Origin of the sequence: Microbacterium testaceum, from assembly GCF_001476655.1 — a bacterium.
Classification (GTDB): Bacteria; Actinomycetota; Actinomycetes; order Actinomycetales; family Microbacteriaceae; genus Microbacterium; species Microbacterium testaceum_C.
The window spans coordinates 1-12,823 of sequence record NZ_LDRT01000096.1; the positions used below are offsets into that span (position 1 = coordinate 1).

12 protein-coding genes are annotated in these 12,823 nt (G+C 66.4%); 2 read left to right on the forward strand and 10 right to left on the reverse strand.

Features of this window, described 5'->3' with window-relative positions:
* The 10 genes from NS220_RS13390 to NS220_RS13435 form a co-directional block, all read right to left on the reverse strand.
* A partial coding sequence (locus tag NS220_RS13390) for a hypothetical protein (protein ID WP_206543025.1) occupies positions 1–258 on the reverse strand: 258 nt, incomplete at its 3' end.
* A 401-nt stretch (positions 259–659) separates the two neighbouring features.
* Positions 660–3,041, reverse strand: a complete 2,382-nt coding sequence (locus NS220_RS13395; RefSeq protein ID WP_058624543.1) for a VirB4-like conjugal transfer ATPase, CD1110 family — start codon at positions 3,039–3,041, stop codon at positions 660–662.
* 25 nt (positions 3,042–3,066) lie between these two features.
* A complete protein-coding gene (locus NS220_RS13400; RefSeq protein WP_193755369.1) occupies positions 3,067–3,582 on the reverse strand; it encodes a PrgI family protein in 516 nt (171 codons plus the stop codon).
* A gap of 15 nt (positions 3,583–3,597) precedes the next feature.
* Positions 3,598–4,437 (reverse strand): type IV secretion system protein, encoded by an 840-nt coding sequence (locus NS220_RS13405; protein WP_153004288.1) that lies wholly within the window; start codon positions 4,435–4,437, stop codon positions 3,598–3,600.
* A 7-nt stretch (positions 4,438–4,444) separates the two neighbouring features.
* Entirely contained in the window at positions 4,445–4,657 is a 213-nt protein-coding gene (locus NS220_RS13410) for a hypothetical protein (RefSeq protein ID WP_058624546.1), read from the reverse strand.
* A 106-nt stretch (positions 4,658–4,763) separates the two neighbouring features.
* Positions 4,764–5,216 (reverse strand): hypothetical protein, encoded by a 453-nt coding sequence (locus tag NS220_RS13415; protein WP_153004289.1) that lies wholly within the window; start codon positions 5,214–5,216, stop codon positions 4,764–4,766.
* 259 nt (positions 5,217–5,475) lie between these two features.
* Entirely contained in the window at positions 5,476–5,880 is a 405-nt protein-coding gene (locus NS220_RS13420; protein WP_153004290.1) for a hypothetical protein, read from the reverse strand.
* Between the two features lie 17 nt (positions 5,881–5,897).
* The gene (locus tag NS220_RS13425) at positions 5,898–7,136 is read right to left on the reverse strand and encodes a hypothetical protein (RefSeq protein ID WP_058624549.1); all 1,239 of its coding nucleotides are present in this window, start codon (positions 7,134–7,136) and stop codon (positions 5,898–5,900) included.
* Positions 7,133–7,741 (reverse strand): hypothetical protein, encoded by a 609-nt coding sequence (locus tag NS220_RS13430; protein ID WP_153004291.1) that lies wholly within the window; start codon positions 7,739–7,741, stop codon positions 7,133–7,135. Before NS220_RS13430 ends, NS220_RS13425 begins: the two co-directional genes overlap by 4 nt.
* Before the next feature lie 189 nt (positions 7,742–7,930).
* Complete coding sequence (locus NS220_RS13435; RefSeq protein ID WP_153004292.1) at positions 7,931–11,266, reverse strand: hypothetical protein; 3,336 nt, start codon at positions 11,264–11,266, stop codon at positions 7,931–7,933.
* A gap of 325 nt (positions 11,267–11,591) precedes the next feature.
* On the opposite strand from NS220_RS13435, the gene NS220_RS13445 reads away from it, so the two are divergent.
* A complete protein-coding gene (locus NS220_RS13445; protein ID WP_153004293.1) occupies positions 11,592–11,855 on the forward strand; it encodes a hypothetical protein in 264 nt (87 codons plus the stop codon).
* A gap of 190 nt (positions 11,856–12,045) precedes the next feature.
* Positions 12,046–12,744, forward strand: coding sequence for a hypothetical protein (locus tag NS220_RS13450; RefSeq protein ID WP_058624554.1), 699 nt, complete (start codon positions 12,046–12,048; stop codon positions 12,742–12,744).
* Positions 12,745–12,823 lie beyond the last annotated feature (79 nt).

The following is a 12,823-nucleotide window of genomic DNA, read 5'->3' on the forward strand; positions in this document are numbered from 1 at the left end:
CCCGCCCCACGGCCCCGGCTCCACGCCAATGCCGTAGCTGCCGCCGACGCTGGTCCGCTGCTGCTGCACTCCCGGCAACAGCCAGCCCACCGCCGCGATCACGATGACCAGCACCGCGACGACCGCCGCGGTGATGATCGTGACAGGCGACACCGACAGCACCGAAGTGACAGCAGTCACCATGGCGCGCACCGCGTTCGCCGTTGCCGCGGCCGCGCGCGCCGTGACCGCCGCCGTACGCGAGGCGGAAGAACCCACCTGCGCCACGGTGGGGCCTTTATCCACGACCGCGGTTGCCGCGCCTCGACGCAATCGGGCGGTGAGCGCGGGGCGGGATGGGTTCCCCGTCGCCGCCTGAGCTCCGGTACGCCGTCTCGCGGAAGCGGGTGCAGCCGCTTCCGCGCGCTGCACGCGAACCGGGCCTCGCCGCCGCGGGAGAACCTTGCGGCTCGCCGTCGACGTGCCCCTGATGACCCGTCCGCTCGCCGCGGCCGGGTCTTGTTCCTCCTCTTGTGAGCTGGAGGCCGCGGCTGCGGTGCGCGCCAGGGTCCCCGCTGCGCGCGCCGCGCCGTCGACCAGCCGGACGCTTCGGTATGACGGCTGGAAAGCCCCGAGGCGACTGCTCGCCTCAGGCCCCTCCTCCGTGCGTCGGAGCCCTTTCATCTCGCCGGCGCCGCTTCGGTGAACGTGGTGTTGAACAGCGCGTACAGGGGGCCGTCGTCGTTGATTCGTGAGTCGAAGCCGAGGATGTTGCCCCCGCTTCGCAGGAGTCCCTGTCCGGGCAGCACGTTCTCGAACTTGCGGCGCTGCTCGGAGCTCAGGTGCAGCAGGTCCGCCAGCGCATCCGCGTCCGTTTCGTTCTGACCGAGAAGCGCGAGGAAGTCGCTGTTGGCGAGCATGATCCGGGCGGAGGCGTTCGCGAGCACCGCTTCGATGTTCTGGGTGATCCCCGTGGGGATGCCGCCGTACTTGCGGATGCGGGCCCAGATCTGACGGAACTGCTCAGCGATTTTCTCGTCGTTGAACAGAAGGTGGAATTCATCGACGTAGATCCACGTCCGCCGTCCGGCCTGGAAGTTCCGGAGGACGCGGGTCCAGATCTGATCGAGAACCACCATCATCCCGAAGCTCTTCATCTGCGTGCCCAGGCGGGAGATGTCGTAGGAGACGATGCGGTTGCGCGGGTCGACATTGGTCGGCTCGGAGAACCCGCCCAACGACCCGGTGGTGTAGATTTCCAGCGCCGTCGCCAGCTGCTGCGCGGGAGCCTCCCCAGTGGCCAGCAGCCCCTCTCTCAGGTGATGGAATGTGGGCATCACGCCGTGGCCCACCGCACGCTCCTGGGCGTACCGGCGATACAGGTCTACGGTCACCCGGTCAGCGATCGACCGCTGCTCGGGTGTGAGCCCGGTCGTCCCGCCGATCTCGCTCTCGAGCACGGTGAGCACGAACTGGGCCTTGATGAGGATGGGATCCTCGTCGGCGGCCGCGTCAAGGTCGATGTCCATCGCGTTGATGCGTTGCTCGCTGCCCGGGTGCAGGCGGATCGTCTCCCCTTCGAACGCTTGCACGAGGGGTTCGTACTCCCGCTCGGGGTCGACGATCACGATGTCGTCGTTCAGTCGGGACAGGAACGTCGACGCGATCTCCTGCTTGCCGAACATGCCCTTACCGGAACCGGAGGTGCCAGCGATGAATCCGTTGCCGTTCTTCGTTCGCGTGCGGTCCGCGACGATCGCATTCGAGGAATCGGTGTTGGTGCCGTACCAGCACCCACCCGCGACGAAGAGCTCTTGCGTGGTGAACGGCACGACGATCGCGGCCGAACTGGTCGTCAACGCCCGACGCATCGGAATCACACGCCGACCGATCGGCAGCTCGGTGGTCAGCCCGTCCAACTGCATATACGTGAGGGCTTCCACACTCACCGACTGCTTGCGCATCACGGTCATCGCGCGCTTGACGTTCTGCTCGAGCTGATCCCTGGTGCTACCGCTGATGCCGATCACCATCACGGTGGAGAACATCTTCTGGTTCGACTGCGACAACTCCTGGCGGAGATCACGCGCCTCCCCGAGAGCGTCGACGAGCTTCTGGGGGATCATGTCTTCCCCCAGGTGCTGCTTCGCGGCTTTCTTCCGCTCGGAGATGGTCTGCATCTCCATCTCCGCGATCTGCCGCTGGACCAGGGACATCCCTTCGACCTGGTCGTACGACTCCAGATGCAGGCTCACCACGACGTCGCTCTTGATTTCCGTGAGCTCGGTGATGAGACGATCCGACAGCCACACCGGGTAGTCCCGCACCCACAGCACCGTGTGGAATGTGTCCCCGGTACCGTTGGACAGCTTCACCGGGCCGGCCTTCTCTCGGTACTCCACCGCCCACGGCGCCACATAGTCGTGCGTTGCGCGACGAGGTGAGACCGCGAACTCCTCCTCACTGAAGCTGAACAGCTCGTGCGGGCGAAGGATGTGCGAAAACACCTCCAGACGCTCCCGCCGCGTGAGACGCCGTACCCGGCACCCCTCCATTGCCGACAGGGCTGCTTCGATCTCGTGCGAGATCCGCGACAGAGTCGCCTCAGCCTTCTCCTGGTCCGGCTCCTGCACGGTCACGGTGAGGTACTTCTCCGTCACCGTATTGCCGCTCGAGGCGGCGAGCTTCTCCCGCACGTTGCGGTTGAAGTCGGCACGGTACGCATCGAACTGGTCGCCCACGAGCGGCTTGTGAACGAGGGTGGCGACGTCGGCGTCATCCAGAACACGGTTGATCACGGTCTGTTGCAGTCGCACGCCAGCACCGAACGAGTTCAAGAACCGTGCCCAACGGTCGACGATCGACTCCTGACGGTCCTGGGCCGCGGAGACGTAGTTGATGTCGGAGATGGCGAGGGTCATGCTCCACTCGTCTGCGCCCAGCCATGCCACGCCGCTGGGGAGCATGGTCTTGTACCCCAGAAGGTCACGAGTGCGCCGCGGCGCCGCGGTGAAGGCACGGCGCGCGCGGGAGTTGTCCAGGCCCGTCTTCCGCGCGGCCACCTTCGTGCCCGGCGCGGGCGGCGCGTCACTTCGCCGAACTCGCCGCGTGCTCCGAGAGGCGCTTTCCGGGGCGCGGCCGCTGCCGGTGGGCTTGTCGTTTCGGCTCGTGGGGAGCTGCGTCAGATCCTGCAGGTACGGGTTCTGCGGACGGGAGGACGGAGTAGGTGTCGTCATAGTGGATGACCTTCACTGAGAGGTTGTGGCGGAAGAAGAACTGGGCGTACGTCTCTGCGCGCAGCCCCATCGGGCGCACCCATGCCCACAGCGCGACAGGTGCCATGGCGAGAAGGGTGGGAACCATCGCCAGAGACGTCGCGCGGCGAAGTGCGTCGGAGTCGCCGTCGACGATCCCGTTGGTGTGCAGCTGCGCGGACACCGCGTCGACCAGCGTTGTTCCCGAGAGGGAGAGCACGATGGCGGTCAGACCGAAGAAGACCACACCGCCGCCGCTGAGCATGATCGCGAGGGCTGCGATCTGCCGCCAGGTGAGACCGAACATGGGCTTGGCCTCGTAGGCGGCGATGTCCTTGTGCGTTTTCATCTCCAACGCCATCGCTCAGCCCTCCCCGAGGATCGACTTGGCCAGGTTGTTGGCGCCGAAAAGCAGGAACATCAGAACCACGGGCCCCACGAGAAAACCGGCGAAGTGCGACGTCAGGAAGCTCATGACATCGCCGCCGGTGTAGGTCAGGGCGCTGCCGCTGATGCCGCCGATGAGCGCCTGGTAGAGCTTCGACACGATCACCAACACAGCGCCGCTGAGAGCAACAACAGCGAACCGCTTCAGATACCCAACGCCGATCTGCTTGGTCTCCTCGTGCGCGAGGAACGCCAGAGGCAGACTGGCGAACGCGCTCATGACGTACAGCTGCAAGAAGCGGACCACGACGAGCACCGAAGCAATCGCCGTAGCGGCCGCGACGAGCAGCCACGGAACGAGAAGCATGACGATGATCACCAGCTGCGACATGGTTCCGGCCGCGTCGATGGAAGCCCGCATCGAATCGCCGAGGGCGTTGGTCGGTGTTCCCGCGCCCACGTCGACACCGTTCGCCGTTTTGCTGAGCCATGTGGAGACCTGGGTGATGGCGTCGAGGATGAGCGGCGCGTTCTGGCACAGCAGCACCACCATCACGATCTTGAACATCGTCGCCGCGATGATCCGCGTCCCCAGCTCACGATCGCCCTCCACACGGGTGGAGGTTGTCGCCAACGACAGGGACGCGATGATCGCGAGAATCACCGCCGTCAGAGGCTTCACCACCGTGTCGTGCAGGAGAGCCATGGCCGCGCTGACAACAGGGCTGTACTCCGCCGGAGCGGCTAACGCCCACTTCATATCCACGGTTGCGCCCTGGGACACCGCGTTGAGCCACGCGACGATCAGATCCGTCACGGAGCCGTCACCAGCCGACCGTGAGGGTCTTGAACAGGCCGGCAGCAGCCAGGATGAGCCCGCCGCCGACGATCTGCCAGACGCCCGTCTGAATCTGTGGGCCGTTGTGGTCGCGAAGGCCACCGCCGAGCACAATCGCACCCCACAGCAGCCACAATCCGCCACCCAAAATGGCGAACTGCGAGATCAGGTCGAGGACAGTCTTGAGAATTTCGGGCATGACTTTCTTTCTTTGTCGGTGACGTATCCCTGCTCGCGGCGTGAACCGGGCAGGAGCTTTTCGGGGAGAGGGATCGGCGCGGGACCTGCCTGACACGGATCTCTCGTCATGGCATGGCCATGGAGTCGCTCAGCGAGCCGAAGGGCACGTTCAACAGCGGATCGCCCCATTCCCAGGCCAGCAGCGTCGGTTCCGTGCTCGGCGGGAGGGAGAACGTCAGCCGTCGCGACGGGTCGAAACCGAGCTGGTCGGTGATCACGGCGGGCAGCCGCGAGACACCGGCCCCAGCCCCGGTCAGGGCGACTCCGACGACGATGGCTTCAACCTCCGCCGCCTCCGAGATGGGGGCGAGGACGACGTGCAGAACCAGGCGGCCGGAGTATTCGGCGGCGAGGCGGGCGGCGCCGCGGAGATCATCGATTGACGGCGCGCCGCAGCGCACATCGCTCGTGACCCTCAGATCGGGCTGAGCGTCCGCAAGCGCGAACCAGTCGACCAGCGGTGACGCGACGGCAAACCATGCGGGGAAAGCGCAATGACTCGCCTTCAGCAACGGCACCCCGCGAAGCGCCGCGCGAAGCCACGGCGGGATGCCCTTTCTCACATAGAAGGCACCCGGCCCCCTCGTCGAAGGGCGAAGCTCCGCCTGAACCTTCCGAGCCGACTCCCACTCCGACCGCGGCCACGCATCCCCTAGCGCCTTGCAGCCGCCAGTGCGATCACGGATGAACGCGTTCAGCTGTGCACCCCTCAGCCCCCGGCGTCGCCGCAACGCATCGATGGACTCTTCAGCGTCTGCAGCCTCTAGCGCAGCGCTCTCAGACACGCTCTCTCCCGGAAACAACACCGTCTTCGGTGCTGCGCCCGTCGAGATCGTCGACGTCGACCAGGAGGAACGCAGGGCCGCTTGTGAGGTGGAGCTCGGCGGCGGCGAAGAGCATCCCGTCGACGGGAATGTCATCGAGGCGAGCGCCCAGGCGCTCCCAGACCGGCGCGCACATCTCGCACGACCGGTGATGCGCGAGCAGCTCGGGATTCAGGACCCACGTACGCCCGTTCACCAATTCCACAACAACCGTCTGCATCCCACTGAAGGGATGCGCCGGCCCCTTGCCCAGCAACGTCCTCACGACAGGCGAGGCCTTAGGCGACGAACGAGAATAGTGACCAGCCCACGCATACGGCACCAGCACTTCGCGACCATCTGCGAGGTGCGCGACCATCTCCAGCAGGGAACGTCTCAGAAGCACGACCAGCGCACCCCCCACCCCTCGCCCGGGATCTCGTAGGTTTCATGCCAGGCGGCGTCGGCGGGCATGAAGAGCGTGGAGCCGTAGCTGGCCGACTGGCCAGTGTTTGGGAAGTCGACGCAGCTTCCGCCGACTACGAGCTTGATGGGAGAGCGGGCAGGACCGCTCGAGCTCCCTCCGCCGTTACTCGATCCGCCCGCGCCTCCAGCGTTACCGGTTCCTGCTCCACCGCTCGAGCTCCCCCCGCTCGAGCTCCCTCCGTTCGTGTTCCCACCGCCGCCGTTCGAGCCGCCGCCACCGCCGGCTGAGCCACCGCTGGAACTGTTTCTCCAACTGCCCCCGCTGCTGCTGCCGGTCGAGTTTTGAGTGCTGGAAGAGTCGCCGCCACCGGCGTTCTCTTGCGCCTGGCGCTGCGCCTCCTGCTCTGCGGCCACGGCTGCGTCGTGAGACGCTCGCGCGGCGGTCAGTGCAGTGGTGTAACTGGTAACCAGGGGTGCCACGTCGGTGGATGCCGTATCGCTCCCGGCATCCGTCACGCCGCGGAGCGCGTCGAGAGCCGTCGCGACTGCTGCGCGCTCCGGTTCGCCGGCCCGATCGATGGGGATGCTCGGCGCCTTGGTGATCGCGGCGAGCAGCAGGGCGTTGCGCGCCGTGCGCGAGGCGTCGACCGCGTCGGTCAGCTTCGCTGACGCTGCAGAGAGAGACGTGGTCTGCAGGCCCAGGAAGTAGCCGCGCGTCTGAGCCTGGGAAACGTCGTCGGTGAGGTGCTCGGTTGACGCGGCGTCGTCGATCACCGGAGCATCGGGGGCGCTTGCGTCCAGGACGGGATGCGGCTGTGCGGCGGCATCCGTCACTGCGGCGATCGCCGCGGCGAGATCGTCTCGCGCGGTGGCGGGATCGACCAGCTCGGGCGGCAGAGCGTCGAGGATTCCATTCAGTGCCGCCACCTCGGCGTCGGCGTTCGCGACCGCCTCGTCGAGGATGGAGGAGGCCGCCTTCGCGTCCTGTGCGGAGGAGCTGAGCGTGTCGACAGCCGCGTGCGCCTGGTCGACGGCAGCCGCGTGGTCGGCGTTGCCAATCGCGATCGGAACAACCACCGCGGCCGCGATCGCTGCAGCGCCGAGACCGGCCACGCCCCACAACATCCAACGACGTCGGAGATGAGCCGCCCACCGGGCGACACGTCCACCCTTGTTGAGGGCGTCGAGACCTTCATGTGCGGTCTTCATGCTGATTCCTTCTCCTTTGCCTGCAGGTACGCCGACACAAGATTCGGCACGGGACGATGAGCGACGGGATCGCGATAACTCGCTCGCGGTCGGGTGAAAGCGGCGACGTCCTCGTCGATCACGCTCAGACCCTCGGGGATGCCCGCGATGCCGAGGACTGAGGAGGACAGTGCCGCGACCACGGAGGCGAGACTCACCGTCGCGGTGATGTCTCGGCCGACGGCGCTACTCGTCAGACGGGCGGTCAGCCGTGCTTCGGCCGCGATGTGCGGGAGATACGTCTCCAAGAACGCGGCATCCGATCCCGCGCCCCGGAACGCTGCTGTCATCTCCCCATCGGGGTTGGCCTGCAGGAGGTCTTCCTGGTCGCGCCGCATGAGAGCGCGGTACCGCCGGAGCGGGAGCCCGATGCTTCGCCAGACGCGACTGGGCTGGCTCTCGTCGAGAGGTTCGAGATCGCCGAGGAGGTCCGCACATTCGGGCTGCAGAGCGAGGCACAAGATGTCGGGGCCCGTCACCCGGACGAAGCGATCGACTCGTGCCCGATCGCTCGCGGGCTGCGCGGGGGCGGAGGTGGGTGGGGTGGGTATGGCCTGAATGCTCATCAGGGGTCTCCGTAGGCTGAGGGTGCCGGGCGGGCCGTAGCCCGCCCGGCGTGGATGCTCCGATGTCGTCGTGCCGGCAAGCTGCTCGACACCGGAGCGGTCAAGGGTGCCGCACCCTCTCGGGGCGGCTCCGGGGGGCTCTAGGCAGGGACGGTCACACCGTGTCCTGACCTAGAGCCCTTCCGAATGTCAGTCCGTCAGCTGCTCGCTCGAGCGGCGTCGACGAACCAGGCGCACGCCCGCGACGGTCAGACCCGCCAGGACCGCTATGACGGCGCCCGCAATCCACGGACCCATCGACCCGGCGTCCAGGCCGGTGATCGCCAGAGCCGACGGCGCGCCAGCTGCAGGGGTAACGCCAGCGGGAGTTGACGAGGACGGCGACGGAGTTGCACCAGGCGCGCCCGGCACGGGCGGGAGGGCCACCGTCTCATCCGGGACGCCGCAGTCGCCCTTGGCGATGGTCTGCCCGTTGTGATCCCGCACCGTCTCGACGAACCAGACCTGCGTCGCGTTCGAGGACGCATCCGGCGTGAACGCGCCCGACGTCGGCTGCAGGGCACGACTCTCCGTGTAGTACCCCGCCGTCAGCGCGACGGTCTTCGACGTCCACGCCAGCGTCTCCGGCGTGCACACGGCCTTTCCGGGCTCTCCGCGGAACGCCTCGAACGTCACGGTCGCACCGTCCGGGACGGCGCCGACGATCGACGCGGTGTCCTGGATCGCGGAACCCGGGGTGACCGGGCTGGACCCGTCGACCGCGGAGGCCTTTGTGCTCACGTTCACGACAACCGTCGTCTCATCCGGTGCGCCGCACTCACCGCGGGTGATGAGCTGAGGCTTCTCCCCCGGCTTCGTTGGACGAGACCAGAGCGACTCCACCCACAGGAACGTGCCGTGCTCGGAGGCCGTCACGGTCGGGCTCGTGTAGATCCCCGTCACCGCGATCCGTGCGCCGCGGCCGATGTTGCTGAAGATCCGATTGTCCGGGTCCTCGCACACCTTCGACACGGCACCGTCCGCGACATCGCGCTGCCACACACCGTTCGCGTCCTGCGTCATCGGCACCTGGTACAACTCGAACGCGAGCTGAGCGCCCGTCGCCGGCATAACCCCGCCCACCGTGGCAGTGTCCGAAATCTGAAGCCCCTTCTGTGAGCTCGGCGTCGCCTTCGTGGTCACCGTCGGCTGACCGATCAGCTGAACCTCCGTCGGCACCCCGTAGGCGTCAGACCACTCCTCGATCAGGTCGGCGTTCGCGCCCTGATCGGCGTCACGCACGCTCGCCACCCACACGATCGACCCGTGCACCGCGGCCGGAACGGTGAAACCGAGCGCACTGCCCTCGGGAGTCTTCACCTGACCGGGCTCGGTCACCGTCTGCGTCGTCGTACCCAGCAGGGTCGCATCAGCCGGCTTCTGCCCGGCGTCGACCTGCTCGATGCCCGACTCGCGAGGGTCCAGCCACGCATCCCAGCGGATCGTCACCGGAATGTTCTTCCCGGAGCCGTCCTTCAGCCAGAACCCATCCGTCGTGACCTGAGCCGAATCCGCCGGCACCCCACTCAGCGGCACCACCGGCGCCGGAACCTGAGTCGTCGCCGTCACACGCATCGGTGTCGTCGACGACTCAGCCGCCAGGCCGAACTTGTCCGTGAAGGAATAGTTGGTCGGGAGATACTTGCGAGCAATTGCGGTCTGCTTCGAGGCGTCAATCGTCCAGACGTAGGAGTAGTACCCGGCCGCTTGTGCCGTCTCGGTGCTCTGCGCCGTGTACTCGATATCCGGGCCCGCGTCTCCCGTCGTGATCTTTAGGTGCCCTGCAATGGGAGCGTCCGAGGGAGCGGAATCGCTGGGTGAGCCGACCGGCTGAGCGAAGGGGCCGTAGACCGTACCCTCTGCGGCGATGGGGAGTGCCCTTCCTGACGCGGGCGAGCGATACCAGGGATTGTTCAGCCCCGTAGCGTCTTCCGTCGTCGAAAAGCGGACCGTGTCAGTGAAGGCCTGTCCCTTCGACACAAACGTCTGCGCGGAGGTCGAGAGGACCGGCTGGAACTGCGTCGTGCGGTCCGCCGGGTCGAAGCCCGTCACGTGGAAGGGCGAGGGCTTTGCCTTCTCGCCAGCGGAGAGCGAGCGCTGCTGCCCGGCAACGGTCGGGAGCCACACGCGAATGTTCGCGGCGTAGCCCTCCTGCCCGGGTGGAGTGAAGTCGCCTTCACCGGTGATCTTGTAGAACACCCCGTTGTCATCCGGCACGCCACGCACCCCGTAGACAGCGCCCTCCTGGACGTTGTCACGTGTGTTCGAGCCGGTGTCGTCGAACACTCCATGGCTGAGGGTGATCGAGCCCACCGAACCGGGGGTTCCGTCCATCTCGACCGTGCCGACATAGTTGTTCTTTGGGTTGAGCGCGAAGTTCAGCTGCCCGAATCCGCTGCCGCCGCTGCCGGCGACTGTCGTGTCGATGACCTGCTTCAGCTCGTTGGCCTTCTGTTGCACGGCCTTCACCGTGCCGCTGCCGAAGCGGCCGTACAGGTCATAGTTGATGACCGCGTCGTAGCTGCTCTGACGAGCCCCGCCGAATGCGGTCAGCGCTCCGTTCGGGTCGACGGTTCGGGCGACCGCGTATTCGAGCGCCGCGGCCGTGACCTGGTCGCCCGTGCCAGCGTTCTCCGACATCACGCGGTTGATCCCAGCGAGTGTGTTCCCCGTCACGCCGTTGTAGTTGTCGTACAGCCCGTCGTTCTTCAGCGCATTCGTGGGGTACCGGGCCCCTGGCTCACCGCAGACGAGGTCGTACCCCTCCTCCTTGAACGTTCCGGCGTACTTCCTCGAGGAGTCGCCGAACGTGCCGAGGCCTACGCCAGCCGTTGCTGCGTGCGCCGGCACTGCGGCTACGACCGCGCCGCCGGCGACTAGCGAAAGCGACAACGCGGACACGGCCGCAAGCCTCAGTCCCTGCCGACCGCGGGCGCCGAGAGGCCGTCTCCCACGATGGGCCGCCCAGAGCTTGGGCAACCGGGTTATCTCTGTCTTCACAATCTCTCCGTTCTGGTGTGCGGGTGCACGGAACCGATCAAGCCGCCAGCTGTTCATCTCGACGTACGTAACGTGTTTGTGCATCAGCGGGTGAACTGACCGGACGCTACCTGTAGCGTATTTTAAGTACGTTAGAAGGCCGGTGGCGCCCCTGTGAAGCGACCGGCGGGTGAAAGGTGGATGGACGTGATGGCTGAGAATGGGGCAATGCCGCGACTCACGGGTGCACGTGACGGGATGCCTGAGGGCGCCGTCAGGGCGCAGCGCGTCGTGAGCACGGTCAGTCGGCTGGAGCTCGCTCGATTCCTGCGACATTCGCCGGGGGCGACGCGTCAAGAAATTGCTGATGGGAGCGGCCTCACGTACGAGACAGTCCGCAAGGAGATCGCGCACCTCGTCCAGCTCGGCTATGTCAGCATCGACGGCCAGGGGCGTAACGAGAGATTCACCTTCGACGGCAAGCGCTACAGCCGAGACCTCGGTCAACTCTTCGGCTACGTCGGAGAGTGACTCAGCCTCAATAACTCGGTCAATTCACCACCGCGCTCGTACATGTCCACCATTTGGCGGACAAGGCCGCTTCACCTGGCTCCCGCCCCACCCAACTGCGGAAACACGCGGTGCGCAGAGGGTGCGCCGAGTCGGCGCGAAGGGGCGGGCGCCCTTCGGGGGGTCGCTAGCGTGATCCAGTGGGCGACCGGAAGGAACATCGCGGGCCTTGTGCGCCCCTGTGGTGATCTTTCGGGACGTTAACGTGCCACGGCGGCGTGTCTAGCGAGGTGTATACACCTACGCGAGCAATGCTTACGGCATGCCTGGACCACAGACTCGCCGCAAGACGCGCAGCAAGCGCGCCGCCGTGGATCTTGTGATGCTCCAAGGGCGTGTGCCCGAGGACGTTCGCGAGAGCTACCACGCCGCGGCCAACGCGACCGGCGTTTCCCTTGCGTACTACCTCGAGAAGCTCGCTGAGTACCTTGACGAGAACAACGCGTGGCCGGCGATCCCGAAGCCGCTCCCGCGCGCTGAAACTCTCGACCTCGAATCTTTGGAGGCCAGCACGGCAGCCGCATAAATGAAGAGGGCCCGCCGTTGCCGGCGGGCCCCTCAAGATTCAAAGCTACGAGTCCGCGTCGCCAAACTCTGACTCGAAGCTGACACACAACCCGGGTGGAACCCGGCGCTCCGTCATTCCTGGAAGGAACACGGTCATAGTAACCCGTCGACCCTGGAAATCGGTAGACCACACACCGATTCACTCGCGCGTGTCGCAGCATCCGGCTGCCGCAGCGTGGGAGCTCACGCGCGCCATCTCCCCGCGCGGGTACGTGAACGCGATGAAGGCGGAAGCGGACGGCGTCGTCCGCTCCAATTCCTACCCCCGCAAACATGGCATCCGAGAGCACCTGCCACCGGACCAGCCGTGGACAATCAACCTCGCGGATGACACCGGCATGTTCCGGTTCGCCGTGTTCGACCTCGACACGAAGACCGACGCTCAGCGCGCCGCGGCACCCGAAGAGCTCGGCGTGCTCATCCGCATCCTCCGCCACGCGGAGATCCCGCACGTGGTCTGCAAGTCCAGCCCCAGCCCGCAGGGAGGCTTCCACGTATGGGTCCCCCTCGCCGGCGTCCCGCTGACAACGATGCAGCAGCTCGCGGACGCCGCCAAAGCCGTCCTGCCCGTCTCCCTCGACCACGGCCTGCTCAAAAACGCTCGCACCGGCGCCATCCGACCGCCCCTCTCCCCCCACGCTCGAGGCGGCACTTCCGAGGTCATGCCCGGCGCCGGGGATCTCGACATCCTCCGCACCCCCGCCGTCACCGCGGCTCACCTTGAGCGCGTCATCGACGCCTTCCGTCAGCTGCGCCCCACACCGGACCCCACCCGTCAGGCCCTGTCTCTTATACCCTTCTTACGCTGCCTACGACCTTACGCTTGTTCGTCCTATTGGTCTGCTTAGCTTATAACATTCAATACACTCCGTCAACACTCGCGCAGGCTATTGACTTTCTTCTGTACACTTTTGACGCTGCCGACGA